At 74.5% G+C, this 25,914-nt stretch carries 23 protein-coding genes and 2 pseudogenes; 15 read left to right on the forward strand and 10 right to left on the reverse strand.

What is annotated here, in order from left to right; translation table 11 throughout:
* Positions 1 to 3: 3 nt before the first annotated feature.
* Positions 4 to 252 (forward strand): annotated as a pseudogene (locus MW084_RS02090) (IS110 family transposase); the annotation flags it as partial.
* Here the strand turns inward: MW084_RS02090 and MW084_RS24690 are convergent.
* The 5 genes from MW084_RS24690 to MW084_RS02115 form a co-directional block, all read right to left on the reverse strand.
* The gene (locus tag MW084_RS24690; RefSeq protein ID WP_476718366.1) at positions 236 to 418 is read right to left on the reverse strand and encodes a hypothetical protein; all 183 of its coding nucleotides are present in this window, start codon (positions 416 to 418) and stop codon (positions 236 to 238) included. The pseudogene MW084_RS02090 and the gene MW084_RS24690 sit on opposite strands and share 17 nt — an antisense overlap.
* A 362-nt stretch (positions 419 to 780) precedes the next feature.
* Positions 781 to 2,760: a radical copper oxidase GlxA gene (gene glxA, locus MW084_RS02100; protein WP_010472468.1), complete on the reverse strand. Its 1,980-nt coding sequence runs from the start codon at positions 2,758 to 2,760 to the stop codon at positions 781 to 783.
* Between the two features lie 4 nt (positions 2,761 to 2,764).
* On the reverse strand, positions 2,765 to 4,564 hold the full coding sequence (locus tag MW084_RS02105; RefSeq protein ID WP_010472466.1) for a glycosyltransferase family 2 protein: 1,800 nt from the start codon (positions 4,562 to 4,564) through the stop codon (positions 2,765 to 2,767).
* 132 nt (positions 4,565 to 4,696) lie between these two features.
* Positions 4,697 to 4,987, reverse strand: a complete 291-nt coding sequence (locus MW084_RS02110) for an MTH1187 family thiamine-binding protein (RefSeq protein ID WP_010472465.1) — start codon at positions 4,985 to 4,987, stop codon at positions 4,697 to 4,699.
* Positions 4,984 to 5,328: a DUF3817 domain-containing protein gene (locus tag MW084_RS02115; protein ID WP_010472462.1), complete on the reverse strand. Its 345-nt coding sequence runs from the start codon at positions 5,326 to 5,328 to the stop codon at positions 4,984 to 4,986. Before MW084_RS02115 ends, MW084_RS02110 begins: the two co-directional genes overlap by 4 nt.
* Positions 5,329 to 5,480: 152 nt before the next feature.
* Here MW084_RS02115 and MW084_RS02120 point away from each other — a divergent pair, with 152 nt between their 5' ends.
* From MW084_RS02120 to MW084_RS02135, 5 genes and pseudogenes are all read left to right on the forward strand, one after another.
* Complete coding sequence (locus tag MW084_RS02120; protein WP_010472460.1) at positions 5,481 to 6,119, forward strand: AIM24 family protein; 639 nt, start codon at positions 5,481 to 5,483, stop codon at positions 6,117 to 6,119.
* Positions 6,119 to 6,769 carry an AIM24 family protein gene (locus tag MW084_RS02125; RefSeq protein WP_010472458.1) on the forward strand — a complete coding sequence of 217 codons (651 nt, stop codon included), beginning with the start codon at positions 6,119 to 6,121 and terminating at the stop codon, positions 6,767 to 6,769. The genes MW084_RS02120 and MW084_RS02125 overlap by 1 nt, the downstream gene beginning before the upstream one ends.
* Positions 6,766 to 7,456 (forward strand): AIM24 family protein (locus MW084_RS02130; RefSeq protein ID WP_275563442.1); only part of this gene is annotated, 691 nt, incomplete at its 3' end. The genes MW084_RS02125 and MW084_RS02130, both read left to right, overlap by 4 nt.
* Before the next feature lies 1 nt (position 7,457).
* Positions 7,458 to 7,559: pseudogene (locus tag MW084_RS24440) on the forward strand (AIM24 family protein); the annotation flags it as partial.
* Positions 7,560 to 7,692: 133 nt separating this feature from the next.
* Positions 7,693 to 8,169: a MarR family winged helix-turn-helix transcriptional regulator gene (locus MW084_RS02135; RefSeq protein ID WP_010472453.1), complete on the forward strand. Its 477-nt coding sequence runs from the start codon at positions 7,693 to 7,695 to the stop codon at positions 8,167 to 8,169.
* Positions 8,170 to 8,284: 115 nt separating this feature from the next.
* Here the strand turns inward: MW084_RS02135 and meaB are convergent, their stop codons facing one another.
* Positions 8,285 to 9,241 carry a methylmalonyl Co-A mutase-associated GTPase MeaB gene (gene meaB / locus MW084_RS02140; protein ID WP_010472452.1) on the reverse strand — a complete coding sequence of 319 codons (957 nt, stop codon included), beginning with the start codon at positions 9,239 to 9,241 and terminating at the stop codon, positions 8,285 to 8,287.
* 15 nt (positions 9,242 to 9,256) lie between these two features.
* Positions 9,257 to 10,468 (reverse strand): acetyl-CoA C-acetyltransferase, encoded by a 1,212-nt coding sequence (locus MW084_RS02145; RefSeq protein WP_010472450.1) that lies wholly within the window; start codon positions 10,466 to 10,468, stop codon positions 9,257 to 9,259.
* A 149-nt stretch (positions 10,469 to 10,617) separates the two neighbouring features.
* On the opposite strand from MW084_RS02145, the gene mce reads away from it, so the two are divergent.
* The 7 genes from mce to MW084_RS02180 all read left to right on the forward strand — a co-directional run bounded on the left by mce (position 10,618) and on the right by MW084_RS02180 (position 20,217).
* Positions 10,618 to 11,058, forward strand: coding sequence for a methylmalonyl-CoA epimerase (mce, locus tag MW084_RS02150; protein WP_010472449.1), 441 nt, complete (start codon positions 10,618 to 10,620; stop codon positions 11,056 to 11,058).
* Positions 11,059 to 11,233: 175 nt separating this feature from the next.
* A complete protein-coding gene (scy, locus tag MW084_RS02155; RefSeq protein WP_010472448.1) occupies positions 11,234 to 15,199 on the forward strand; it encodes a polarized growth protein Scy in 3,966 nt (1,321 codons plus the stop codon).
* Positions 15,200 to 15,314: 115 nt separating this feature from the next.
* Positions 15,315 to 16,250 (forward strand): coiled-coil domain-containing protein, encoded by a 936-nt coding sequence (locus MW084_RS02160; protein WP_010472445.1) that lies wholly within the window; start codon positions 15,315 to 15,317, stop codon positions 16,248 to 16,250.
* A gap of 146 nt (positions 16,251 to 16,396) precedes the next feature.
* Positions 16,397 to 17,341, forward strand: coding sequence for an ABC transporter ATP-binding protein (locus tag MW084_RS02165; RefSeq protein WP_010472443.1), 945 nt, complete (start codon positions 16,397 to 16,399; stop codon positions 17,339 to 17,341).
* A gap of 3 nt (positions 17,342 to 17,344) precedes the next feature.
* Positions 17,345 to 18,124, forward strand: a complete 780-nt coding sequence (locus MW084_RS02170) for an ABC transporter permease (RefSeq protein WP_010472442.1) — start codon at positions 17,345 to 17,347, stop codon at positions 18,122 to 18,124.
* A gap of 119 nt (positions 18,125 to 18,243) precedes the next feature.
* Positions 18,244 to 19,269: ATP-binding cassette domain-containing protein (locus MW084_RS02175; protein WP_275563443.1), on the forward strand; the 1,026-nt coding region annotated here is incomplete at its 3' end.
* 132 nt (positions 19,270 to 19,401) lie between these two features.
* A complete protein-coding gene (locus MW084_RS02180) occupies positions 19,402 to 20,217 on the forward strand; it encodes an ABC transporter permease subunit (RefSeq protein WP_010476680.1) in 816 nt (271 codons plus the stop codon).
* A gap of 13 nt (positions 20,218 to 20,230) precedes the next feature.
* On the opposite strand, the gene MW084_RS02185 is transcribed toward MW084_RS02180, so the two are convergent.
* On the reverse strand, positions 20,231 to 20,563 hold the full coding sequence (locus tag MW084_RS02185; protein WP_010476678.1) for a hypothetical protein: 333 nt from the start codon (positions 20,561 to 20,563) through the stop codon (positions 20,231 to 20,233).
* Between the two features lie 231 nt (positions 20,564 to 20,794).
* On the opposite strand from MW084_RS02185, the gene MW084_RS02190 reads away from it, so the two are divergent.
* Positions 20,795 to 21,829 carry an LLM class flavin-dependent oxidoreductase gene (locus MW084_RS02190; RefSeq protein WP_255129310.1) on the forward strand — a complete coding sequence of 345 codons (1,035 nt, stop codon included), beginning with the start codon at positions 20,795 to 20,797 and terminating at the stop codon, positions 21,827 to 21,829.
* A 110-nt stretch (positions 21,830 to 21,939) separates the two neighbouring features.
* Here MW084_RS02190 and MW084_RS02195 read toward each other — a convergent pair whose 3' ends face one another.
* A complete protein-coding gene (locus MW084_RS02195) occupies positions 21,940 to 22,332 on the reverse strand; it encodes an SCO5389 family protein (protein WP_010474584.1) in 393 nt (130 codons plus the stop codon).
* A 220-nt stretch (positions 22,333 to 22,552) separates the two neighbouring features.
* Here MW084_RS02195 and nucS point away from each other — a divergent pair, with 220 nt between their 5' ends.
* Positions 22,553 to 23,224, forward strand: coding sequence for an endonuclease NucS (gene nucS, locus MW084_RS02200; protein WP_010474583.1), 672 nt, complete (start codon positions 22,553 to 22,555; stop codon positions 23,222 to 23,224).
* 100 nt (positions 23,225 to 23,324) lie between these two features.
* On the opposite strand, the gene MW084_RS02205 is transcribed toward nucS, so the two are convergent.
* Positions 23,325 to 25,914 (reverse strand): ATP-binding protein (locus MW084_RS02205; protein WP_275563444.1); only part of this gene is annotated, 2,590 nt, incomplete at its 5' end.

Raw genomic sequence — 25,914 nt, forward strand, 5'->3', positions numbered from 1 at the left:
CGCGGGGTGAGGCACCGCCCGCGGGGCCACCAGAGGCGACTGCAACGCGTCTTCTGCACTTCCGCGCTGCTCAGCATCCGTTCCGACTCGAACTCGCGCCGGTTCTACGACCGAAAACGTGCTGAGGGAAAGCGCCACACCCAGGCCGTCATCGCCCTGGCACGCAGACGCGCCAACGTCCTACGGGCACTGATGCGTGACCGTCGCCTCTCCGAGGTCACACCCCCAGCGGTCATCAGTCCCACCAGTTGAACACCAGGTCACCCAATGACTGGGGACGCCAGTAGCGGATCTGAGTCAGTTCCGCTTCAGCCAGCTCGGCCACGTCCACCGTGGACATCGGCAGGCTCAGGTCTTCGACCTGGAGGCAGCGGAAACCGAACGCCGTGAAGGCATCCGCCCACGGTGGTGGGTTCACGAAGCGCGTCAGCGGCTGCCCTGGCACGGGGCGTGGCTCGGTGAACGCGACGACCGGCAAGTGAGCATGGCACAGAACGACAAGCTCCTCCGCACGGCTGGTGATGGCGGCCGAATGGAAGCTGGAGGCCCCCGCTGGGGGCAACTCGCCGACACGGCCACCGATCCGTCTTGCGGCTTCCCAGCAGGCACTTCGAAAGAGCGTCAGGTCTGTCTCGTTCGCCGGTTCGCCACCTGGACCGCAGAACCCCGTCGCTCCTCGATCGAGCCGCATCAGCGCTCCCCCTTCCTTCGACGAGGAAGCTTGCCATGACGAAGCAGCTGCACGGCCTGTGTCCAGGACGGATCCCGATCTTGACCTCTCTATCGGGAAGCCTCCCCCTGCGGCCTGACCTGGATCCACTCGGCGACGGACGGGCGGCCCTCGGCGTCGAGGGCGAACAGCATGTACCAGCCGGGCGGCACCAGCGTCGGGTCGAGGGGCGCCTCGACGGTGACGGAGTCCCCGGTGCGGGTGAGGCCCAGCTCCACGGACCGCTGCTCCACGTCGGTGGTGTGGGTGACGGCGCTGGGGCGCATCAGGCGGGCCCTGGTGATGCGGGCGGCGTCCTTCGTCGTAAAGGTGGCGCGGCCGTTGCGGTCGAACGCGCGCGGACCGTCGCCGAGGACGGGGCGCTTGCGCGCGGCGTCGCCCTGGAGGTAGGGCGGCGTGAACACCTCGACGCGCTGCTCGAACGTGCCGATCCTGGTGTTGTCCCGGTCGGCGAAGAGCGGGTCGGAGCCGAAGGTCGCGACACGCCCGTCGGGCAGCAGCAGCGCCTCGGAGTGGTAGTTGCGGCCGACGGTCGGATCGGCGGCGGGGCGGAAGGCGTTGGAGCGCGGCTCGTAGAACTGGGCCTTGAGGATGTCGCTGGCGCCGCGGCCCCGGTAGTCGCGGGAGCCGCCGGTGGTGAAGACCGTGTCGTCGGGCAGGAGGACCGCGCTGAGGTAGCGGGTGCTCTGCGGGAGGGCGGGGCCGGTGCGGAAGACGGGGCTCCGCTCCTTGAGGTCGATGAGGGCGGTGCGGGGCGTGGACAGGGCGGACTCGCCGACGCCGCCGCCCCCGAGGACCATCAGCCGCTGGTCCTGGACGGGCGGGAGGATCAGGGAGGCGGAGGTCTCCAGCCGGTCGGGGTCGCCGATGCCGCGGATCTCCTGGAAGACGTTCCTGCGCAGGTCCCACAGGCCGGGGACGCGGCCCTTGTCGGCGGGGCCGTAGCCGGCGTTGGAGCCGGTGTAGAAGAGCTTGCCGCCCTGGGTGAGGAAGAGCGCCGGGTAGGTGGGGAAGTAGCGGAAGGGCCCCGGGGTCCACTTCCTCGTCCGCGGGTCGTAGACCTCGTTGTCGCCGGGGACGACGTCGCCCACGTCGTTGAGGCCGGAGACGGCGAGGACCCTGCCGTCCTGGAGGGTGACGAGGGTGGGGTACCAGCGGGCCTCCTCCATCGGGGCGACGGGCACGTACCGCTCGGCGTCCGGGTCGAACTCGTAGGCGGACCTGATGCCCTGGAAGTCCTGCTTGGCGGTGCTGAGGCGTTCGGCGATGCCGTAGACGTTGCGGGTGTCCTCGCCCTTCAGGCCGAGGATCCGGTACTGGGCGGCCTGGGTGGTCAGCCCCTCGGGGCCCTCCTCGCGCGCCTCGACGAAGACGCGGGCCTCGGCGGCGGTGACCTTGGTCTCCCAGGGCTTCATCCCGCCGCCGGCGAAGTACGTGACCTTGAACTCGCGTTTCACCCTGGGGACCGTGACGGTCTGCGTGGAGACGTACTCGACGCCCTTCGGCGAGCGGAAGACGGTGCCCTTCCTCAGGGTGACCGCCTTGTCGGGGCTCTCGTTCTTGACGCGCATGGTGCCGCCGGCGCGCTTCACCTCGCCGTCGAGGACCTCGTACCGGGCCGTGCCGCCGGCGACGAGGAGGCGGCCGTCGGGGAGCTGGCTGTGGCCGGCGCAGAAGAAGTCCTCGGGGGTGCCGACGGCCTGGAAGGTGCCGGCGGCGGGGTCCCAGAGGATCGTCTCGAACGTCCCGGCGTCGAAGTTCTCCTGGTTGTTGCCGGAGCCGGCGACCAGGAGGACCTTGCCGCTGCGGAGCAGGGCGGCGTGGATGGCGTTGAGGCGGTGCTCGCCGGGGACGCGGACCTCCTCCCAGGAGCCGTACTTCGCCTTGTAGCCGGGCCGGGAGATCCTGTAGGCGTGGTACTGCTCCTCGGCGAAGGAGAGCGCGGCCGGGGCGTTGAGGGCGGCGAGGACGACGACGGCGCCGCCGCCGATCAGGGTCCTCCTGAACTTCTCGGACGGCCGGTGGGCCATGGCTTCAGTTCCCTCCGGTGGTGGGGGCGAGGACGGCCTCGGGTTCCTCGCCGCGCCCGGCGGCCCGGTACGCGGCGGCGCGGACGGCGCGGCGCTCCCCGAGGGCGGACCGGGCCCGGACGGCGACGGGTGCGAGGCAGACGGCCAGGGCGAGGAGGGCCCAGGTGCGCATGGCCGCGTGGGTGTGGCCGAAGCGGACGGAGGCCAGGAGCCCGGCGGTGAGGACGGCGGCCCAGCCCAGGTGGATGCGGAAGGCGGCCGGCCGGTCGGGGCTGGCCGCCCCGCCCTTGGGGGTGACGACGAACCGGCCGCTGGTGCGCAGGACGGCGGAGGCGAGGGACTTCAGGTACACGGGGGCGCAGAGGGCGGACATGGCCATGCCGGCGAGGCCGCCGGAGCCCCGGGGTTCGTGGGGGGAGACGTTGTGGCGGCGGTTCCACAGGTAGAGGCCGACCTGGAGGGCCGCGGCGTCGCTGTAGAGCATCAGCCAGACGGAGGAGGAGACCTGGGTCCCGGAGGCGCCGAACCAGAGGTGGAGGGTGCAGCTCAGGACGCCGAGGAACCAGTTGACGGCGGTCGTCGGGTAGTAGCCGAGCATCAGGGTGTAGTGGAGGAACCGCCCCGGCGGCATCCGGAAGGGTGCCTTCCAGTACTGCCCGAGCAGGGTCTCGTACGTGCCGCGCGACCAGCGGATCTGCTGGGTGAAGAAGTCGGTCCAGGAGGCGGGGCCCTCGCCGACGGCGAGCACGTCGGGCGTGTAGACGGACCTCCAGTACCGGCCGGTGGCGGGGTTCCTGCGGCGGTGCAGTTCGAAGCCGGTGGCCATGTCCTCCGTGACGGAGTCGTACAGCCCGCCGACCTGGAGGACGGCGGAAATCCGCACGACGTTGTTGGTGCCGACGAACATCGGGGCGCGGTAGCGGTTGCCGGCGCGCTGGATCAGGGCGTGGAAGAGGAACTGCTGGGACTCGGCGGCCTTGGTGACGGCGGAGCGGTAGTTGCCGTACACCTGCGGGCCGACGACGAAGGCGACGTCGGGGTCGCGGAGGTAGCCGAGCATCCGCTCCAGGAAGTTCGGCAGCGGGACGTGGTCGGTGTCGACGGACGCGAAGAAGTCGTACGCCTCGCCGTGCGCGGCGAGCCAGGCGTTGTAGTTGCCGTGCTTGGTCCTCGCCTTGTGGGTGCCGGAGCGGCGGTTCCACTCGGGGACGCCCCTGCGGGTGAAGTGGTGCACGCCCAGCTCCGCGCAGAGGGCGCGGGCCTGCTCGTCGTCGCCCTCGTCGAGCAGCCAGACGTCCAGGACGCCCTGGTGGCGGACGCGGACGGCGCCCTCCAGGGTGGCCCGGAGCATGGCCGGCGTCTCCTTGCCGGGGACGTAGGTGGTGAGGAAGGCGACGCGGGTGCCCGGCTCGGGCGGGACGGGGACCGGGTCGCGGGCGACCAGGGTGGCGTGCGCGATCGACACCACGTTGACCAGCATGAACAGGCAGATGAGGCCGATCGACACGAGCATCACCGCGTCGAGCACGACCAGCCACCGCTCGCCGCCCTCCCGGCGGGTCCAGTGGGCGGGCCAGACCAGGTAGGCCAGGAGGGCCGCGGAGAGCACCGGGGCGAGGGTCATGAGCAGCACGGCCCGCACCCGGTGCGGCTCGCGTCCGAGCAGGCTGCGGTACGCGACGGTGTACGGCCCCGGTCCCGGGTCCGTCAGGGGGCCGGCGAGGCGGCTGTACGCGTCGTAGTCGTAGCCGCCGGGGGCCGCCCCGGCGCCGCCGTCGGCACCGCTGCCCTCCGACCTCAGCACGGGGCCTCCAGCCTGTCGAGCGGGGTCGCTTACCCCCACGAAAGGGGACGGGCCGGTGCGTGTCGATCCGAAGGCCCCCGACCGGGCGTACGGCGCGTCCGGGTCGGGGGCCTTCGCGAGCGGGCGGCGGGGTCAGGCCAGGCGGCGCTCCACCGCGGCGACCTTGGCGGTGAGGCCGTCGGTCACGCCGGGGCGGATGTCGGCCTTCAGGACGAGGGAGACGCGCGGGGCGCGGGCCTCGACGGCCTCCACCGCGCGGCGGACGACGTCCATCACCTCGTCCCACTCCCCTTCGACGCTGGTGAACATCGCGTCGGTGCGGTTCGGCAGGCCGGACTCGCGGACGACGCGCACGGCCTCGGCGACGTACTCGCCGACCTCCTCGCCGACGCCCAGCGGGGTGACGGAGAACGCGACGATCACGCGTCCACCGTCCCCTCGCGCCGGGCGCGGGAGGCGATCACGGCGGCGTCGGCGGCGCGCCGGAGCCTGCGGTCGGCGTAGAAGCCGCCGAAGGGCACCACGGCGAGGACGAAGTACAGCACGCCGGTCTTCACGTCCCACTTCGCGTTCTTCCAGGCGTCCAGCCAGAAGACCACGTACAGCACGAAGAGGAGGCCGTGGACGGCGCCCATGAAGGGGACGGCGTTGAACTCCGTCGTGCGCTTGAGGACCGAGCAGACGAGCAGCACGAGGAAGGAGACCGCCTCGGGGCCCGAGACGAGACGGAGGCGGTGGAGGGCGGATGCGGTCTTGATGTCCACGGGAACAGGCACCTTCTGCGCGGGGGTCGGTCTTGTGAAAGGGTGCACAAGCTTTCCCGCATTGTGTCAGGCGGCCGTACCGCGGGCGCCGCGGGGTCCGGATCGATCCGCCGGTGCTGTCCCGCCGCGCCCCGGCCGGTTACCGTCGGCCTGTGGCAACCTTCCGGCTCCAAGGCAGCAAGGTCCTGGCCGTCGACATGGACGGCGACGCGGTCAGGGCGAAGAACGGCTCGATGGTCGCGTACGAGGGCGAGATGTCCTTCAAGAGGACGAGCGGCGGCGGCGAGGGCCTGCGCGGCATGGTCACCCGGCGGCTCACCGGCGAGCAGATGGAGGTCATGGAGGTGACCGGGCGGGGCACCTGCTACTTCGCGGACCGGGCCTCCGACGTCACCGTGCTGGAGCTGCACGGCGACCGGCTGTGCGTCGAGGCGGGCAACCTGCTGTGCACCGAGGGCGCCCTGCGCACCGGGACGACGTTCACCGGGCTGCGCGGCGGCGCCTCCGGCACGGGGCTGTTCACCACGACGGTCGAGGGCTCCGGCCGGGTGGCGGTCGTGTCGGACGGGCCGGCCGTGGTGCTGCGCGTGACGCCGCGGCACCCGCTGACGGTGGACCCCGGGGCGTACGTGGCGCACCGGGGGGACCTCCGGCAGGACCTCCGGTCCGGCGCCACGTTCCGCACGTTCCTCGGCGAGGGCGGCGGCGAGGCGTTCCAGATCCGGTTCGAGGGCGAGGGGCTGGTGTACGTGCAGCCGAGCGAGCGCACCACCGTGGGAGGCGACGTCTGATGCCGTTCCGGGAGGTCAACTCCAAGATGGTCGAGGCCGTGGTCGCCCCGGGGCAGCGGGTGTTCAGCCAGCGCGGGGCGATGCTCGCGTACCGGGGGGAGGTCGTTTTCACGCCGAACTCGGCCGGCGGCCGGGGCGGCGTGACGGCGATGCTGGGCCGGCGCGCGGCGGGCGAGGCGGTGCCGCTGATGACGGCCGAGGGGGACGGCACGGTGCTGTTCGGGCACGGCGGCCACCATGTGCAGGTGATCACGCTCTCCGGGGACACGCTGTACGTCGAGGCGGACCGGCTGCTGGCCTTCGACGGGACCCTGGAGCAGGGGACGATGTTCATGGGGGCGCAGGGAGGGGTGATGGGCGTGGTGCGCGGCCAGGTGACGGGCCAGGGCCTGTTCACCACGACCCTGCGGGGGCACGGCTCGGTCGCGGTGATGGCGCACGGCGGGGTGATCGAGCTGCCGATCGCGCCGGGGCGGCCGGTCCACGTGGACCCGCAGGCGTACGTCGCGCACCACGGCGACGTGCGGAACAGGCTGTCCGCCGCGCTGGGCTGGCGCGATGTGGTGGGGCGCGGCTCGGGCGAGGCGTTCCGGCTGGAGCTGAGCGGCAGCGGTGCGGTGTACGTCCAGGCGTCGGAGGAGAAGCTGTGAGCACGTCCGGGGTGTTCGACCCGTCGACCCTGCCGAGCGGCGACAACGTCAACCCGTACGCCTTCTGCGTGGATCTCAAGGGGTCCCGGTGGTTCCTGCAGAAGGGCAAGATGATCGCGTACTACGGGGAGATCGCCTTCGAGGGCGTCGGGCACGGCGCGCTGGACCGGCTGGTGCGGACGAGCTTCCACTCTCCGCTGCACGCCGGGGACTGGGTGGTCGCGGAGGGCAGCGGGAAGATGCTGCTCGCGGACCGGGCGTTCGACGTGAACTCGTACGACCTGGACGAGGGCAACCTGACGATCCGGGCCGGGAACCTGCTGGCGTTCGAGCCGTCGCTGTCGCTGAAGCAGTCGATCGTGCCGGGCTTTCTGACGCTGCTCGGGACGGGCAGGTTCGTGGCGGCGTCCAACGGGCCGGTGGTGTTCATGGAGCCGCCGATCCGGGTGGACCCGCAGGCGCTGGTGGGCTGGGCGGACTGCCCGTCGCCGTGCCACCACTACGACCACGCGTACCTGAGCGGGGTGCTGGGCGGCCTGCGGGCGCTGACGGGGATCGGCGGGGCGTCGGGCGAGGAGCACCAGTTCGAGTTCGTCGGGGCGGGGACGGTGCTGCTCCAGTCGTCGGAGGCACTGGTGCCGGAGCGGGGCACCGGTACGGTGCCGGGCAGGCCGGGCGTCCCCGGGGNGGGGCCTCCGGGCCGGGGCAGGGTTTCGGCCAGGACCCCCGCGGGGCGGCACCGGGGCTTCCCGGCCAGCTGGGAGACCTCCGGCGCCGCTTCGGGCTGTGAGCGGTAGTCTGCGGACCGTGACGCTCTCGAACGTCTGCGCCCGTGCGGGGACTTCGGGGACGGGGGGGGTGGGAAAGCGGAACGGCGTCACCTTACTTCGTCCGATATTCAACCTCTTAGGTAGAGTCCATACATGGAGACCGAGGCGGCCACCCCGTGGCTCACCGACAGCGAGCAGTGCGCCTGGCGTACCTACCTGGACGTCAATCGACTCCTCACGCACCAGTTGGAGCGCGACCTCCAGCCGTTCGGCCTGACGTACAACGACTACGAGATCCTCGTGAACCTCTCGGAGGCCCCCGAACGGCGCATGCGGATGAGCGACCTCGCCTCCGCCACCCTCCAGTCCAAAAGCCGGCTCTCGCACCAGATCACCCGCATGGAGAACGCCGGGCTGGTCCGCCGCGAGAACTGCGAGTCGGACCGGCGCGGGCTGTACGCCGTCCTCACCGACCAGGGCATGGAGACCATGCGGAAGGTGGCGCCGCACCACGTGGAGTCGGTGCGCAGGCACTTCGTCGACCGGCTCTCCCCCGAGGCGCTGACCGGCCTCCACTCCTCCCTGCAGCCCGTCGCGGAGCACCTGCGCGGACTGCGCGGCAGGCCCTAGCGGGGCCGTGCGGCCCCGCNGGGCGCCCCCGGGCGGGCGCCGCGCCGGCGGTCCGGNNGGCACGCGGACGGCCCCGCCCCCCGGCCGGGGAGCGGGGCCGTCCACCACCGCCGCGTCAGCGGCCCGTGAGGCCCGCCACCAGTTCGTCGGCGGCCGCGTACGGATCGAGCTCGCCCGCCGTGATCCGCTCGGCGAGCGCTCCGAGGCGCCGGTCCCCGTGCAGGTCGCCGATCCGCTCGCGCAGCGCGGTGACCGCGATGGTCTCCACCTCGTGCGCGGCGCGGGCCCGGCGGCGCTCCGCGAGGACGCCGTGCTCCTCCATCCACGCGCGGTGCTTCTCCAGGGCCTCCACGACCTCGTCGACGCCCTCCCCGCGCGCGGCGACCGTCTTGACGATCGGCGGCCGCCAGTCGCCCGGCGCCCGGGCCTCGCCGAGGCCCAGCATGTGGTTGAGCTCGCGGGCCGTGGCGTCCGCGCCGTCCCGGTCCGCCTTGTTCACCACGTACACGTCGCCGATCTCCAGGATGCCGGCCTTCGCCGCCTGGATCCCGTCGCCCATGCCCGGCGCCAGCAGCACCACGGACGTGTCGGCCTGCGAGGCGATCTCCACCTCGGACTGGCCGACGCCGACCGTCTCCACCAGCACCACGTCGCAGCCGGCCGCGTCCAGCACCCGGATCGCCTGCGGCGCCGCCCAGGCGAGCCCGCCCAGGTGGCCGCGGGTGGCCATGGAGCGGATGTAGACGCCCGGGTCCGAGGCGTGGTCGGACATCCGCACCCGGTCGCCCAGCAGGGCGCCCCCGGAGAACGGCGACGACGGGTCCACCGCCAGGACGCCGACCCGCTTGCCGGCCCTGCGGTACGCGGAGACCAGTGCCGACGTCGACGTGGACTTGCCGACGCCCGGCGAGCCCGTCAGGCCCACCACGTACGCCCCGCCCGTCAGCGGGGCCAGCGCCGCCATCACCTCACGGAGCTGCGGGGACGCCCCCTCCACGAGCGAGATCAACCGGGCCACGGCCCGCGGCCGGCCCTCCCGTGCCTGGGCGACCAGTGCGGGGACGTCCACCATCACGTACAGAGCTCCTTACTTCGCCGAGGCGCCCGGGACACGGATGATCAGCGCGTCGCCCTGGCCGCCGCCGCCGCACAGGGCCGCCGCGCCGACGCCGCCGCCGCGCCGCCCGAGCTCCAGCGCCAGGTGCAGCACCACGCGGGCGCCGGACATGCCGATGGGGTGGCCCAGGGCGATCGCGCCACCGTTGACGTTCACCTTTTCGTGGGACACGCCCAGGTCCTTGAGCGACTGGACCAGGACGGCGCCGAACGCCTCGTTGATCTCGATCAGGTCCAGGTCCTCGACGCCGATGCCCTCCTTGTCCAGGGCGTGCCGGATCGCGTTGGACGGCTGGGAGTGCAGGCTGTTGTCCGGGCCGGCGACGTTGCCGTGGGCGCCGATCTCGGCGATCCACTCCAGGCCCAGCTCCTCGGCCTTGGCCTTGCTCATCACCACGACGGCCGCGGCGCCGTCGGAGATCGGCGAGGACGAGCCGGCCGTGATCGTGCCGTCCTTGTCGAACGCCGGGCGGAGCCTGGCGAGCGTCTCGACCGTCGTGTCCGGGCGGACACCCTCGTCGGCGGCGAAGACCACCGGGTCGCCCTTGCGCTGCGGGACCTCCACCGGGGTGATCTCGGCGTCGAACAGGCCGTTCTTCTGGGCGGCCGCCGCGCGCTGGTGCGACAGGGCGGCGACCTCGTCCTGCTCGGCGCGGCCGATGCCCAGGCGGGTGTTGTGCCGCTCGGTGGACGCGCCCATGGCGATCTGGTCGAACGGGTCGGTGAGGCCGTCGTGGGCCATCGCGTCGAGCATCTCGATCGCACCGTACTTGTAGCCCTCGCGGGACTTCGGGAGCAGGTGCGGCGCGTTGGTCATGGACTCCTGGCCGCCGGCGACGACGATGTCGAACTCGCCCGCGCGGATCAGCTGGTCGGCGAGCGCGATGGCGTCGAGGCCGGAGAGGCAGACCTTGTTGATCGTCAGCGCCGGGACGTTCATCGGGATGCCGGCCTTGACGGCGGCCTGCCGCGCGGGGATCTGCCCGGCACCCGCCTGGAGCACCTGCCCCATGATCACGTACTGCACCTGCTCGCCGCCGATGCCCGCCCGCTCCAGCGCGGCCTTGATGGCGAAGCCGCCGAGGTCGGCGGCGGAGAAGGACTTGAGCGAGCCCAACAGCTTGCCCATGGGCGTGCGGGCGCCCGCGACGATGACGGAGGTGGTACCGGTCGTTCCAGACATGAGGACGATCCCCTTCCAGCCCGGAGGGGCTGCGGAGTGAACGAGGGTTTACCGCCAATGTACTGAGCGGTACCACCCCGGGTCACCCGGCGGCCGATGTGACGGCGAGCACGTTGCGTAACCGGCCGGTAGGAAGCTGCACTGTTCGCATGCTCACGAGAATCGACCACATCGGGATCGCCTGCTTCAACCTGGACGAGACCGTCGAGTTCTACCGCTCGACGTACGGCTTCGAGGTCTTCCACACGGAGGTCAACGAGGAGCAGGGGGTCCGCGAGGCCATGCTCCGGATCAACGGCACCTCCGACGGCGGCGCCTCCTACATCCAGCTCCTGGAACCCGTCCGCGAGGACTCCACCGTCGCCAAGTGGCTGGCGAAGAACGGCGAGGGCGTGCACCACATCGCCTTCGGCACCGCCGACGTGGACGGCGACGCCGAGGCCGTCCGCGCCAAGGGCGTGCGGGTCCTCTACGACGAGCCCCGGCGCGGCTCCATGGGGTCCCGGATCACGTTCCTGCACCCCAAGGACTGCCACGGCGTGCTCACCGAACTGGTCACGTCGGCTGAGCCCTCCTCAGCCGAGCACTGAACCGACGCTTCCAGGCCCGGTAGAGTGGGCGGCGCCGGGCCGGGGCCGGGTCGGCGCCGCCCGCGGCGTCGTCGTCGGAAGCGTGGATCTGACACCATTCCCCGGGGGGCCGTTCGCCGGCGAGCGGTGCCCGTACGAAGAGAGTTCGCGACCAGGGGACGGATGGGACCGCGCAGTGCGGGGCTACGAACGCCAGGAGAGCCACCGGGCTGACGACGACCACCTTTCGCGGTTCGAGGCCGAGATGGACCGGCTGAAGACCGAGCGGGAGAAGGCCGTCCAGCACGCCGAGGACCTCGGTTACCAGGTCGAGGTCTTGCGCGCCAAGCTCCACGAGGCGCGGCGCGCCATCGCGTCCCGGCCCGCCTACGACAGCGCCGACGTCGGCTACCAGGCCGAGCAGATGCTGCGCAACGCCCAGGTGCAGGCCGAGCAGATGCGCTCCGACGCGGAGCGCGAGCTGCGCGAGGCCCGGGCCCAGACCCAGCGCATCCTCCAGGAGCACGCCGAGCACCAGGCCCGCCTCCAGGCGGAGTTGCACGAGGAGGCGGTGCAGCGGCGCCAGCAGCTCGACCAGGAACTCGCCGAGCGCCGCCGGACCGTCGAGGCGCACGTCAACGAGAACGTCGCCTGGGCGGAGCAGTTGCGCGCCCGTACCGAGGCCCAGGCGCGGCGCCTGATGGAGGAGTCCCGCGCCGAGGCCGAGCAGGCCCTGGCCGCCGCCCGCGCCGAGGCGGCCCGCGTCGCCGAGGAGGCCCGCCGGCGGCTGGCCGCCGAGTCGGAGGCCGCCCGCGCCGAGGCCGAGGCCCTCCTGCTGCGCGCCCGCAAGGACGCCGAGCGCCTCCTCGACGCCGCCGCCGCCCAGGCCCAGGAGGCCACCGGCCACGCCGAGCGGCTCCGCACGGCCACCGCCGCCGAGGCCGAGCAGGCCCGCCGGGAGGCCGCGGAACTCGGCCGGACCGCCGAGCAGCGGATGCAGGAGGCGGAGGAGCGGCTGCGGCTGGCCCGCGCCGAGGCCGACAAGGTCGTCGCCGCCGCCACCGAGGACGCCGCCAAGCGCGTCGCCGCCGCCGAGTCCGCCAACGAGCAGCGCACCCGTACCGCGAAGAACGAGATCGCCCGCCTGGTCGGCGAGGCCACCAAGGAGGCGGAGGCGCTGCGCGCCGACGCCGAGCAGGCACTCGCGGACGCCCGCGCCGAGGCCGAGAAGCTGGTCGCGCAGGCCGCCGAGAAGGCCCGTACGAAGGCCGCCGAGGACTCCGCCGCCCAGCTCGCCAACGCCGCCCGGGCCGCCGAGGAGATGCTCGGCAAGGCGTCCGAGGACGCCCAGGCGACCACCCGCAAGGCGGCCGAGGAGGCCGAGCGGATCCGCCGCGAGGCCGAGGCCGAGGCCGACCGGCTCGTCGGCGAGGCCGCCGACACGGCCGAGCAGCTCCGCGGCGCCGCGAAGGACGACACCAAGGAGTACCGCGCCAAGACGGCCGAGCTCCAGGAGGAGGCGCGGCGGCTGCGCGGGGAGGCCGAGCAGCTGCGGTCCGAGGCGGTCGCGGAGGGCGAGCGGATCCGCGCCGAGGCCCGGCGCGAGTCCGTCCAGCAGATCGAGGAGGCGGCCAGGACCGCCGAGGAGCTGCTGGTCAAGGCGAAGGCGGACGCGGACGAGCTGCGCACGGCGGCGACCGCCGAGAGCGAGCGGGTCCGCGCGGAGGCGGCCGAGCGGGCGGCCGCCCTGCGCGCCCAGGCCGAGGAGGTCCTGGAGCGCACCCGCGCGGAGACCGAGCGGCTGCGCGCGGACGCCGACGAGCAGGCCGAGTCGGTGCGGGGGGCCGCCGAGGCCGCCGCCGCCGAGCTGCGCGAGGAGGCGGAGCGGACCGTCGCGGCCCGGCAGGCGGAGGCCGCCGAGGAGCTGGCGCGGCTCCACCAGGAGGCCGAGGCCCGGCTCGCCGCCGCCGAGCAGTCCCTGGCCGACGCCCGCGCCGAGTCGGAACGGCTGCGCCGGGAGGCCGCCGAGGAGACGGAACGGCTGCGCACCGAGGCCGCCGAGCGGCGGCGCGCGCTCCACGAGCAGGCCGAGCAGGAGGCCGAGCGGCTGCGCACCGAGGCCGCGGCGGACGTGTCGCGTTCGCGCGCCGAGGCGGAGAACACCGCCGTACGGCTCCGGGCGGAGGCCGCCGCGGAGGCGGAGCGGCTCAGGGCGGAGGCGCACGAGACCGCCGCCCGGGTGCGCGCCGAGGCGCAGGGCGCGGCCGAGCGGCTGGAGACGGAGGCCGCCGAGGAGCTGGCGGTCGCGCAGGAGGAGGCCAACCGGCGCCGCCGGGAGGCCGAGGAGACGCTGGACACCGCGCGTGCCGAGGCCGACCGGGAGCGCGCCCGCGCCCGCGAGCAGAGCGAGGAGTTGCTGGCCTCGGCCCGCAGGCGGGTCGAGGAGGCGCAGGCGGAGGCGCAGCGGCTGGTCGAGGAGGCCGACCGGCGGGCCGCGGAGCTGGTCTCCGCGGCCGAGCAGACCGCGCAGCAGGTGCGGGACTCGGTCGCCGGGCTCCAGGAGGCCGCCGAGGAGGAGATCGCCGGGCTCCGTTCGGCGGCCGAGCACGCCGCGGAGCGGACGCGCACCGAGGCGCAGGAGGAGGCCGACCGGGTCCGGACCGACGCCTACCAGGAGCGGGAGCGGGCCGCCGAGGACGCGGCGCGGGTCCGCGGCCGCGCCCAGGAGGAGTCCGAGGCGGCGAAGGCGCTGGCCGAGCGCGCCGTCCGGGAGGCGCTGGCGGAGGCCGAACGGCTCAAGGCGGACAGCGCCGAGTACGCGCAGCGGGTGCGGACGGAGGCGTCGGACTCGCTCGCCTCGGCCGAGCAGGACGCGGCCCGCACGCGCGCGGAGGCCCGCGGCGACGCCAACCGCATCCGCTCCGAGGCGGCCGCCCAGGCGGACCGGCTGGTCACGGAGGCGTCGGCCGAGGCGGAGAAGCTGGTCGGCGACGCCACGGCGGAGGCGGAGCGGATCGTCGGCGACGCGACCGGTGAGGCGGAGCGCGTCACGGCCCGGGCGGCCGAGGAGGCCGACCGGCTCGCCACCGAGGCCGTCGAGGTCCTCGACGAGGCGCAGGCCGAGGCCGCCCGGTTGCGGGAGGAGGCCCGCAAGGAGGCCGACAAGCGGCGCTCGGGCGCGGCGGAGCAGGCCGACAGGCTCCTCGCGGAGGCCGGCGGCGAGGCGGAGCGGCTGCGCGCCGAGGCCGCGGAGGCGGTCGCTTCGGCGCAGCAGGCTGCCGAGCGGATCCGCCGGGAGGCCGAGCAGCACCTCGGGAGGACCGAGGAGGAGGCCGAGCGGCTGCGCGCGGAGGCCCGCGCGGAGGCGGACCGGGTCCTCGACGAGGCGAGAGAGGCCGCGGCCAGGCGCCGGGCGGACGCCGCCGAGCAGGCCGACCAGCTGATGGCGAAGGCGCAGGAGGAGGCGCTGCTCACCACCACGGAGGCCGAGGCGCGGGCGGACACGATGGTCGGCGCGGCCCGCGAGGAGGCCGAGCGGATCGTCTCCGAGGCCACCATCGAGGGCAACGGCCTGGTGGAGAAGGCCCGTACGGACGCGGACGAGCTGCTGGTCGGCGCCCGCAGCGACGCCAACGCCATAAGGGAGCGGATGGAGGAGCTGCGCGTACGGACCGAGGCGGAGATCGAGGAGCTGCACGAGCGGGCCCGCCGGGAGAGCGCCGAGCAGATGCGGGTCGCCGGTGAGCGGGCCGACAAGCTGGTGCGGACCGCGGAGCAGCATCTGGCCGAGGCGGAGGCGAAGGCCGAGAGGCTGCTGTCGGAGGCCGACTCGGAGGCGAGCAGCGTCCGCATCGCCGCGGTGAAGAAGGCCGAGGGCCTGCTGAAGGAGGCCAACCAGAAGAAGGCCGACGCGGCCCGCGAGGCGCAGAAGGCCAAGGAGGAGGCGGCGGCGGAGGCCGCGCGCCTCGTGGAGGAGGCCCGGCGGGAGCTGGAGGTCCTGGAGCGGCGCCAGAAGGACATCAAGGGCGAGATCTCCCGCGTCCAGGCCGTGCTGGAGGCGCTGGAGTCGTTCGAGGCGCCGTCCGGGAGCGCCAAGGACGGCGGGGCGAAGGCGGGCGCGGCGGCCGGTACCCGTTCCACCGGCAAGTCAAACACCGATTGAGGGGCCGGAAAGGCCGCACATTCTCCACGCCAAACGGCCATCCGCTCGATGACACGCCGCTCGGGCGCCTAGGATTCCCTCTGACACCTCACCGGTCTCATTCGACAGGAACCCCATGAGCGACACTTCCTCCCCCTTCGGCTTCGAGCTCGTGCGGCGTGGTTACGACCGCGGTCAGGTGGACGACCGCATTACCAAGCTCGTCGCCGACCGTGACAGCGCCCTGGCCCGAATCACCGCCCTGGAAAAGCGCATCGAGGAGCTCCACCTCGAAACCCAGAACGCCCAGATCCAGGCGGGTGACTCCGAGCCGTCGTACGCCGGTCTGGGTGCCCGCGTCGAGAAGATCCTCCGCCTCGCCGAGGAGGAGGCCAAGGAGCTCCGCGAGGACGCCCGCCGCGCCGCCGAGCAGCACCGCGAGCTGGCCGAGTCGGCGGCCCAGCAGGTGCGCAACGACGCGGAGGCGTACGCGGCGGAGCGCAAGGCGAAGGCCGAGGACGAGGGCGCCCGCATCGTCGAGAAGGCGCAGTCCGAGGCGAGCACGCTGCGGGCGGAGGCGCAGAAGGACGCGCAGTCGAAGCGCGAGGAGGCCGACGCGCTGTTCGAGGAGACGCGCGCCAAGGCCGCCCAGGCCGCCGCGGACTTCGAGACGAACCTCGCCAAGCGGCGCGAGCAGTCGGAGCGGGACCTGGCCTCGCGCCAGGCGAAGGCGGAGAAGCGGCTCGCGGAGATCGAGCACCGCGCGGAGCAGCTGCGCCTGGAGGCGGAGAAGCTGCGCACGGACGCGGAGCGCCGGGCCCGCCAGACGGTGGAGACGGCGCAGCGCCAGGCCGAGGACATCGTGGCCGACGCCAACGCGAAGGCGGACCGCATCCGCAGCGAGTCGGAGCGCGAGCTGGCGGCGCTGACGAACCGCAGGGACTCGATCAACGCCCAGCTGACCAACGTCCGCGAGATGCTGGCCACGCTGACCGGTGCCGCGGTCGCGGCGGCGAACGTCCCGGACGACGAGCCGGCCGGCCGCAGCCTGCCGACGCAGCAGTCCCGCTGACCCGTCGGCACGCGATCCGCCGGGCCGGCCCGGACGGCGGGTCCGCACGCCGGTCCCGCTCCCCCGTGGGGACCGGAGTCGTGTGCTCCGTACGGCCCCCCGCCACCCCGGTGGCGGGGGGCCGTGCGCTTTCGTAGCGTGGGCGCATGATCGAAGCAGCGGGCCTGACCAAGCGTTTCGGTGCGAAGACGGCCGTCGACCACCTCTCCTTCACGGTCCGCCCGGGGATGGTGACGGGGTTCCTCGGGCCGAACGGGGCGGGCAAGTCGACGACCATGCGCATGGTGCTGGACCTGGACGCCCCGACGAGCGGCACGGTCCGGATCGACGGCCGGCGCTACCGCGAGCTGGACGAGCCGCTGAGGCACATCGGCGCCCTGCTGGACTCCCAGGCGCTGCACGGGGGCCGTACGGCGTACCACAACCTGCTGTGCCTGGCGCAGTCGAACCGCATTCCCGAACAGCGGGTCGGGGAGGTCCTCGATCTGGTCGGCCTGACGGCGGTGGCGCGCAGGAAATCGAAGAATTTTTCGATGGGCATGGGGCAGCGATTGGGAATCGCCGCCGCGCTCCTGGGCGATCCCCGGATTCTGATGTTCGACGAACCCGCCAACGGGCTCGACCCGGAGGGAATTCACTGGATCCGAAACCTGATGAAACACCTCGCGGCGGAGGGCAGAACGGTCTTCGTTTCCAGTCATCTGATGAGTGAAATGGCCCTGACGGCCGACCACTTGATCGTCATCGGACAGGGAAAGCTGCTCGCCGACATGCCGATGGCCGATTTCATCCGGGAGAACTCGCGCAGCTACGTGCGCCTGCGGACGCCGCAGCGGGAACCCGCCCGGGACGCCCTGGCCGCGGCCGGCCTGACGGCGGTGGACGCCGGGGACGGGGCCCTGGAGGTCGACGGGGCGTCGACGGAGCGGATCGGCGAACTCCTCGCGGAGCACCGCGTCGTCCTCCACGAGCTGAGCGCCCAGCGGGCCTCCCTGGAGGAGGCGTTCATGCGGATGACCGCGGGGGCGGTCGAGTACCAGGCGCACCGCGGCGACGCCCCCCGGTGGGGCGCGGGCGTGAGGGGGGCCTGAGCGATGGCGTCGGTACCCGCGGTCCTCCGGTCGGAGTGGACCAAGATCCGCACGGTCGCGTCGACGACGTGGACCCTGGCCTGCGCCCTGGTGGTGACGGTCGCGACGGGGGCGGGCCTCAGCGCCCTGACGCGGGCGCGGTTCGAGGACCTCCCCGCGTTCGAGCGGGCCGCCTTCGACCCGACCCTGGTCGGCTTCTCCGGCATGATGCTGGGCCAGCTGGCGATGGTCGCCTTCGGCGTCCTGGTGGTCGGCACGGAGTACGGCTCCGGCATGATCCGCGTGTCACTGGCGGCGGTGCCGCGCCGGGGGACGTTCCTCTTCGCCAAGGTCGCGGTGGCGGGGCTGCTGGCGCTGGCCGTGGGCCTCGCCACCGGCTTCGCGTCGTTCTTCGTCAGCCAGGCGCTGCTCGGGGAGCACCGGACGTCGATCGGCGAGGAGAACGTGCTGCGCGCGGTGATCGGCAGCGGCCTGTACATGGGCCTGATCGCGGTCCTCTCGATGGGCGTGGCGGCGATGCTGCGCTCGTCGATGCTCTCGCTCGGCATCCTCGTGCCGTTCTTCTTCCTCGTGTCGCAGATCCTGTCGGCCGTCCCCGGCGCGAAGGAGGTGGCCCGGTACTTCCCCGACCAGGCCGGCTCGAAGATCATGCAGGTGGTGCCGAACGCGATGGGCCAGGACCCCGTCCCGTACGGGCCGTGGGGCGGGCTCGGCATCATGCTGCTGTGGGTGGCGGCGGCGCTGGCCGGGGGCTACGTGGTGCTCAGGCGCCGCGACGCGTAGGTTTCCGGTGGGGGGCGGAACCGTCAGGGCCCTCGCCCTCCTCTTACCTCCTACGGGCGGCCTGCGGCGTGCGGGTGCGCGGCGCCGCCCGCCGTCGGACCGAGCTGTGGGGCTGGAGAATGATCGAGGCAGTCCGCCTGACCAAGCGCTACGGCGCCAAGACCGCCGTGGACGACCTGTCGTTCCGCGTGCGGCCCGGTGTCGTCACCGGGTTCCTGGGGCCCAACGGCTCCGGCAAGTCGACCACGATGCGCATGATCCTCGGGCTGGACCGGCCCACCTCCGGACAGGCCACGATCGACGGCCACCCCTTCCGCGAGCTGCCCAACGCCCCCCGCCAGGTCGGTGCCCTGCTCGACGCGCGGGCGGTGCACGGCGGCCGTACGGCCCGCGCCCACCTCCTCGCCCTCGCCCGGCTCGCCGGCATCCCCGCGCGGCGCGTGGACGAGGTCCTGGGCGTCGTCGGCCTGCGGGACGTGGCGCACAAGCGGTCCGGCGGGTTCTCGCTCGGCATGGGCCAGCGGCTCGGCATCGCGGCGGCGCTCCTGGGCGACCCGCAGGTGCTCCTCTTCGACGAGCCGGTCAACGGCCTGGACCCGGAGGGCATCCTCTGGGTGCGGAACCTGATGAGGGCGCTGGCCGCCGAGGGCCGCACGGTCTTCGTCTCCTCGCACCTGATGAGCGAGATGGCCCTGACCGCCGACCACCTGATCGTCATCGGCCGGGGGCGGCTGCTCGCCGACATGAGCGTCCGCGACTTCATCGCCGCCAACTCCGCCGGCTTCGCGCGCGTGCGGACCCCGGCGACCGAACCGGAGCAGCGCGGGAAGCTGGTCGCCGCCCTGACCGGGGCCGGCGGCTTCGTCCTGCCGGAGCCGGACGGCGCCCTGCGCGTGACCGGGCTGCCCCTCCCCCGCATCAGCGACCTGGCGCACGACGCCGGGGTCCGGCTGTGGGAGCTGTCCCCGCACCAGGCGTCGCTGGAGGAGGCGTACATGCGGCTGACGCAGTCGTCCGTGGACCACCGCTCCACGGACGACCGGCTCGCGGAGCTGGGGCCGGTGCCCGAACGGCCCCCCGGCGTCCCCGACGTGCCGCTGGAGGGCTGGTACCCGCCCCCGCCGCCGGCCCGGTCCCCCGCCGCGNCAGGTCCCCGCGCCCGCCCCGNCCGNCGCCGCCGGACCCNCGCCCGCCGGGCCGGCGGACGGGGACCGCGCCGGCGGCGGAGGGGGCCCGCAGCAGAGCCGTACGCACGAGAGCAGCACCGAGGACGCCCGATGACCACCACCCCGTACACCTCCCCCATCCCCGTGCGCCGCGCCCACCTCGGCGACGCCGTCGCCTCCGAGTGGACCAAGATGCGGTCGCTGCGGTCGACGGTCTGGACGCTGGGGGTGATGGTCGCGCTCGTCGCCGGGCTCGGAGTGGTGCTGGCGTTCGTGGTCGGCGAGCCCCTGGCGGGCGAGCAGCGGGGCGAGGGGGCCGTCCTCCTCCTGAGCCTGCCGGGGACGCTGCTCGCCACGGTGTGCGTGATCACGCTGGGCGCGCTCACGATCACCTCGGAGTTCGGCACGGGCCTGATCCGCACCACGCTGACGGCGTGCCCGAGCCGCGGCCGGGTGCTGACCGCCAAGGCGCTCGTCTTCTCCGGGCTGGTCTTCACGACGACGACCCTGGTCGCGGCGCTCACCACGGCCGCGCAGTGCGCGATCCTCGGGACGACGGACGGGGCGACCGCCGACCAGTGGGCGCGGGCGACGGTCGGCGTGGGCCTCTTCATGGCGTGCCTGGGACTGCTGTCCCTCGCCGTGGGCGCCCTGCTGCGCCACTCGGCGGGGTCGATCACCACGGTGATCGGCCTGGTGCTGCTGCCGTACGTGCTGATGATCGGCCTGTACGCCGAGGAACTGGAGGGACTGCGGAACGCGCTCGTCGAGTACTCCCTGCCGGTCCTGCTCGGCACCCTCTACACCGGCGACCCCACCGGCGGCATGTCGGGGCCGTCCGGCTGGGAGGCGCTGTGGATCATGGCGGGCCTGGCCGCCGCGGCCCTGGGCGGGGCGTACGCGGCGTTCGGCCGGCGGGACGCCTGAGCCGGTCCGCGCCCTAGTGGCGCGGGGCGCTGCGGGACCGCTGCGTCCGGGTGGTGCGGCGGTCCCTGGCGTTCCAGCACCCCCGGTGCCAGTGCCGCCGGTCGTCCACGTCGCCGTGCTGGGGCCAGGCCACCACGTGCGGGACGCCGGAGGGGATCTCCTGGTCGCAGCCGGGGCAGCGGTACCGCTTGCCCGCCGCGCTCGCGCCCGTCACGTCCCGTACGGCCCAGTCCTCGCCCCGCCACGCCTCCGTCCGCTGGAACCCGCCGTAGCGACCGCCGCCGTCGCCGGTCTCGGGGGACTTGTCTCCGCCCCTCTTGTGGGGCCGGTTGCGGCGCGGGGACACGGGAGCACCTCACAGGGCGGACGGGGCGGATGTCCCGTCCAGCGTAAGGGCCCCGCGACGGCCTCCGGCACACCCCNGCCCGCCCTCGGGCACCCGTGCGATCCGCCCCCCGTCCGGGGGCGGTCGGCCGAAAATCGCAAGAACCCGGCCGTGCGCCGTTGCCTCCGCCACGGGTCGGGCGTTGTCGGCGTGGGGGGAGAGCGGCGTCGGCGGTCGAGGAGGCACAGGGCGATGCGTGTGGGGACTTTCGTGCTGGCGGCGGGGTTCCCCGGCCAGGGGCACAGCGAGGCGCTGCACCGCGCGGTGCGCTCGGCCGAGGTCGCCGAGGAGGCCGGGCTGGACTCGGTGTGGCTCGCGGAGCACCACTTCGTCCCCTACGGGGTGTGCCCCTCCGCCGTCACGCTGGCCGCGCTGCTGCTGGGCCGGACGCGCCGCATCCGGGTCGGCACGGCGGTGAGCGTGCTGCCGACGGCCCATCCGGTCGCGCTGGGCGAGCAGGCGTCGCTGCTGCACATCGCGTCGGGCGGGAGGTTCACGCTCGGAGTGGGACGCGGCGGCCCCTGGGTCGACCTGGAGGTGTTCGGCACGGGCCTGGAGGCGTACGAGCGGCACTTCCCCGAGTCGCTGGACGTGCTGCTGCGCTGGCTGCGCGAGGACCGCGTCGCGGCGGACGGCGAGCGGCACCGCTTCCGGGAGGTCGCGGTGGTGCCCCGGCCGGACGAACTGGTCGACGGGGCGTCCGCGCCGGAGACGGTCCTCGCCTGCACCTCGCCGGGGACCGTCCGGCTCGCCGCGGAGCGCGCCCTGCCGATGCTGCTCGGGATGCACTGCGGCGACGAGGAGAAGGCGGAGGTCACCGCCCTGTGGCGGCGTGAGGCCCTCGCCGCCGGGCACGCCCCGGACGAGGTGGCGAGGATCGCCGGGCGGCACGTGTCGGCGGGCGTCGTGCAGATCGCCGACCACACCGCGGACGCGGCGGAGACGCTGCTGAAGACGATGCCCGGCTGGCTGCGGCAGGGGCTCGACGCCCATGTGACGGTGGACGGCCGGCACCGGTCGATGCGGGACCCGTACGCGTACACGGAACTGCTGTGCCGGCTGCACCCGGTGGGGACGCCCCGGCTGGCCGCGGACCGGCTGGCCGCCACCGCGGAGCGGACGGGCATCCGGCGGTTCGCGCTGCTGGCCGAGGGGTCGGGTCAGGTCGGGGCGACGGAGGAGAACCTGCGCCGGCTGGGCGCGGAGGTCCTGCCGCTGCTGCGGTGAGGCGTACGGGCGCCGGTCCGGCGGCGCGGGGCCGGGTCCCGTCCGGCCTGCTGCCGCCCCTGCGTCCGCCGTGCCTCGGCGGCGGTTCCGGGGCGGCAACACGCACGGCGTCAGCAGTCGCGCAGCACCGGCGACTGGTTGAGGAGCTGGGCCCGTACGGAGGTGAAGCGGGCCAGCCGCTCGTCGGCCGACGGGTCCAGGGGGAACACCGCCACGCGGTGGCAGTTCTGGAAGGCCAGCCGGACGCCGAAGTGGCGCTCCAGCGCCCCCCGTATCGCGTCACTCGCCAGCGCGCGCAGCAGCTGTCCGCGCGCCTGCTCGTCCGGCGGAGGCGTCTGGTTGTCGGCGAAGGCTCCCCCGTCCTCCCTCAGCCGTGCCACCAGAGAACTGATCATCTCCCATGCGAAGGGCAGGGAGGTCCGGACGCAGTCGACGAAGGCCGCTTCGTCGACCTCGCCTCGCTCGGCCTGTTCCAACAGGGCCGGTGAGACGTCGAGCGACATGGGTTCTCCTCTCGTGACCCCGCCGGGAGCGGGGTCCTACGGGCAGGGAAGGAGGAGCCCCCGTGCGCACACGCTGTGTGCACGAGTGACGACCTCCCGCTTCCACGGTAGGGGCGCCGCCCCGGCGGCACCAGGAGATTGACCCACAACAGGCCATGTGTTCACGGCCGTTTGGCACCGAATCGCGCGGAACCTCGTGTGTCGAGTAGCGTTGCCGACCATGCGTCTCGTCATCGCCCGCTGCTCCGTGGACTACGCGGGCCGGCTCACGGCCCACCTGCCCTCCGCCCCCCGCCTGATCATGGTCAAGGCCGACGGCAGCGTCTCGATCCACGCCGACGACCGGGCGTACAAGCCCCTCAACTGGATGTCTCCGCCGTGCACCCTCAGGGAGGGCGAGGGCGGGTCCTCCGGCGTCTGGACGGTCGTCAACAAGGCGGGCGAGAAACTGATCATCACGATGGAGGAGATACTCCACGACTCGTCCCACGAACTGGGCGTGGACCCCGGTCTCGTCAAGGACGGCGTGGAAGCGCACCTGCAGGAGCTGCTCGCCGACCGGATCGAGACACTGGGTGGGGGGTACACGCTGATCCGCCGCGAGTACCCCACGGCGATCGGCCCGGTCGACATCCTGTGCCGGGACGCCGACGGCGGCACGGTCGCCGTCGAGATCAAGCGGCGCGGGGAGATCGACGGCGTGGAGCAGCTGACGCGCTACCTCGACCTGTTGAACCGGGACCCGCACCTGGCGCCGGTGAGGGGCGTGTTCGCCGCGCAGGAGATCAAGCCGCAGGCGCGGGTGCTGGCGACGGACCGGGGCATCGACTGCGTGGTGCTGGACTACGACGCGCTGCGCGGCATCGAGGACGACAAGCTGCGCCTCTTCTGACGGTCCGCCGGCTCCACCGGATCCCACGCGTACGGCCCCGGGCGGCAGGCCCGGGGCCGTCGTGGTGTGCGGGCGCGGGCCCGGGTGGGCCCGGCCCGGCTCAGGCGGCCGAACCGGCCGGGGACGGCTCGCCGGGCACGAGGGCGCCGCTGGCGCTGGACGACGTGCCGCCCGCGGTGGAGCCGCCGCTGCTGCTGTCGCCGGTGGCGCCTCCCGCGGCGCCGCCCGGGTCGGGGGTCTCCGTGGGCGGCTCGGTCGACGTCTCCGTGGGCGACGGGTCGGTCGTCGTGGACCCCGAGGGGCCGGGGCCGGTGGTGGTCGAGCCGCCCGAGGTCGGGGAGCCCGTGGTGCCCGGGGAGGTGGTGGAGTCCCCGGGCGCCGTGCCGCCGGACGTACCGCCGGTGGTGCCGCCGGACGTGCCGCCGCTGGTGCCGCCGGTGTCGGTACCGCCGGCGTCCGCGCCGCCGCCCGGTGTCGACGGGCCGGTCGCCGGGCCGGTGGGGACCTCCTCCGTGGGGTCGGGCGAACCGGGCCGCTCGGACGGGCCGGGGCCGTCGTCCGTCGGTCCGCCGGCGGGGTCGTCCGCGTCGCCGCCGCCGGAGGTGCCGGTGGTGGCGCCGCCGGAGTCGGGGGTCCCGCCGTCGGAGCCGCCGTCGGAGCCCCCGGTGCCGCCGGCCTCGGACGAGCGCTCGGTGACGACCTTGTCGCCGGCCGGGCCGCCCGTGCCGTCGCCGGAGGTCGCGCCGAGGGTGACGACCGTACCGAGCACCGCCGCGAGGACGGCGCCCGCGCCGGCCGCGACGAGGTTGCGCCGGGTGCCGGCGAGCAGCAGGCTCCGGGTCCCCTTCCGGGCGGGCCGCTCCCGGCCGGGGTACGCGTACGCCCCCGTGCCCGCGCCGGTCCCCGTGCCCGCGCCGACGGCGCCGTACGTGGCGTCGAAGTCCGCCCCGGGGCCGCCGGGGGCGCCCGGTCCGATGCCGAAGGCCGCGCCGAGTCCCGCGGCCCCGGTCCCGAGGCCGGTGCCGCCCGCCCGTCCGCCGGTCACGGCCGGGGAGGCGTGCCCGCCCGGGGCGGGGTCCGGGCCGGTGTCCGCGTCCGCGCCGGTCGCGGCGGCCGGCCTCGTACCGGCGGCCTCCGCGCGCCCGGGGCCCGGAACGGGGGCCGTGCGGCTCGCCCCGCCCGCGCGGAGGCCGCCGGGCGGCAGCACGGCCGGGACGTCGTACGGGGAGGACTGCCGGGCGCCCCGCTCGCAGTCGGCCACCAGGGCGAGGGCGCGGCGGCCGGCGACCGTGCCGCGCTTGTCGGCGAGGGCCCCGCGCAGCGCGATGGACGCCTCCAGCTCGGCGCGCGCCCGTTCGAGGTTGCCCCGGCACAGGGCGAGGACGCCCAGCTCGTGGTGGAAGTACGCCTCTTCGGCGACCTCGCCGGCGAGCCGCGCGGCGGCCTGGCCGGAGCGCAGGGCCCGCTCCCAGGCGCCCCAGCGCAGGCCGGCCGCGAGGACGGGCGCCGCGCTGCGGGCGAGGAGGACGGCGGTGCTGGCGTGCCCGGCCTCCTGGCTGGAGGCGAGGGCGTGCAGCGCGGCGAGCACCGCGTCCGCCTCGGCGGCGACCCGCTCGGGGGCGACCGACGGGTGGCCCACCCACCAGGCGTAGTGCTGGGCGGCGGTGTGGGCGCGGGCCGGGGCGCCCTCGCCGTAGCCGTCCTCGGCGAGCTGCTCGGCGACGCCGGGGGCCAGGCGGTGACGCGGGCCGACGGGGGTGAGCAGACCGCAGCGGAGGAGTTCGCCGAGCGCGGCGTCGGCGTGGGTGTCCCCGATGAGGGCGGGCAGGTGCGCCTGGTGGGGGACCTCCCCGCCGAGGGCGACGGCGAAGCGGAGGGTCTCGCGGGCGGCCTCGGAGAGCCGGGACGCCAGCAGCGCGGCGGGGGCGGCGGCTTCGCCGACGCTGGGCAGGGGCGCGTCGTGGGCGTCGGCGCCGGCGGCGTCGTCCGGGTCCCGGTCGCCGTCCTCCGGGGCGGGGGCGCGCAGGGCGTCGCGCTGCTGGAGCAGGGCGCCGGCCTGGACGAAGCGCAGGGGCAGGCCCTCGGACTCGAACCAGAGGTCGCCCGCCCAGTTGGCCTCCTCGTCGGTGAGGGGCCGGTCGACGGCGTGTTCGAGGAGTTCGAGGGTGGTGGACCGGTCGAGGCCGGTGAGGGCCATCTCCTCCACGGAGGCGTCCGGGGAGGGTGCGGGCGTGTCCGGGCCGGCCGCGAGGAGGAACGCGCACTCGGGTGCGGCGTCGAGGAGCTCGTCGAGGGCCGCGCCGCCGAACTCGAGGTCGTCGAGGAGGACGACGGCGCCGATCTCGCGGACGAGGGCGAGCAGCCCGGCGCGGTCGGGGCGGTGGTCGCGCGCCTGGTGGACGGCGGCGAAGAGGTCGTACAGGAGGTCGCCCACGGTGTGGCGGTGGCCGGAGAGGCGGATCACGCCGTCGGGCGCGAGGTCGGCGCAGTCGGCGGCGACGGCGTCGAGGAGCCGGGTGCGGCCGGAGCCGGCGGGGCCGGTGAGGCGCACGGAGCGGCCGCGGGAGAGGAACTGGACGAGCCGCTCGCGCTGTTCGGCGCGGTTCAGGAGCGGCGGGAGCAGGGCGGGCCCGGCCGGGACGGGCGGGGCGGCGGCGCGCTCGCGCTCGGCGCGCTGCTCGGGGGTGCGG

Source organism: Streptomyces sudanensis (genome assembly GCF_023614315.1).
Taxonomy (GTDB): domain Bacteria; phylum Actinomycetota; class Actinomycetes; order Streptomycetales; family Streptomycetaceae; genus Streptomyces; species Streptomyces sudanensis.

What these genes read in the sequence shown, in the direction of transcription:
- glxA (WP_010472468.1), bottom strand. Translation starts at nt 2,760, where the DNA reads ATGGCCCACCGGCCGTCCGAGAAGTTCAGGAGGACCCTGATCGGCGGC.
- MW084_RS02125 (WP_010472458.1), top strand. Translation starts at nt 6,119, where the DNA reads ATGCCGTTCCGGGAGGTCAACTCCAAGATGGTCGAGGCCGTGGTCGCC.
- MW084_RS02135 (WP_010472453.1), top strand. Translation starts at nt 7,693, where the DNA reads ATGGAGACCGAGGCGGCCACCCCGTGGCTCACCGACAGCGAGCAGTGC.
- meaB (WP_010472452.1), bottom strand. Translation starts at nt 9,241, where the DNA reads ATGGTGGACGTCCCCGCACTGGTCGCCCAGGCACGGGAGGGCCGGCCG.
- MW084_RS02145 (WP_010472450.1), bottom strand. Translation starts at nt 10,468, where the DNA reads ATGTCTGGAACGACCGGTACCACCTCCGTCATCGTCGCGGGCGCCCGC.
- mce (WP_010472449.1), top strand. Translation starts at nt 10,618, where the DNA reads ATGCTCACGAGAATCGACCACATCGGGATCGCCTGCTTCAACCTGGAC.
- MW084_RS02160 (WP_010472445.1), top strand. Translation starts at nt 15,315, where the DNA reads ATGAGCGACACTTCCTCCCCCTTCGGCTTCGAGCTCGTGCGGCGTGGT.
- MW084_RS02165 (WP_010472443.1), top strand. Translation starts at nt 16,397, where the DNA reads ATGATCGAAGCAGCGGGCCTGACCAAGCGTTTCGGTGCGAAGACGGCC.
- MW084_RS02170 (WP_010472442.1), top strand. Translation starts at nt 17,345, where the DNA reads ATGGCGTCGGTACCCGCGGTCCTCCGGTCGGAGTGGACCAAGATCCGC.
- MW084_RS02180 (WP_010476680.1), top strand. Translation starts at nt 19,402, where the DNA reads ATGACCACCACCCCGTACACCTCCCCCATCCCCGTGCGCCGCGCCCAC.
- MW084_RS02190 (WP_255129310.1), top strand. Translation starts at nt 20,795, where the DNA reads ATGCGTGTGGGGACTTTCGTGCTGGCGGCGGGGTTCCCCGGCCAGGGG.
- MW084_RS02195 (WP_010474584.1), bottom strand. Translation starts at nt 22,332, where the DNA reads ATGTCGCTCGACGTCTCACCGGCCCTGTTGGAACAGGCCGAGCGAGGC.
- nucS (WP_010474583.1), top strand. Translation starts at nt 22,553, where the DNA reads ATGCGTCTCGTCATCGCCCGCTGCTCCGTGGACTACGCGGGCCGGCTC.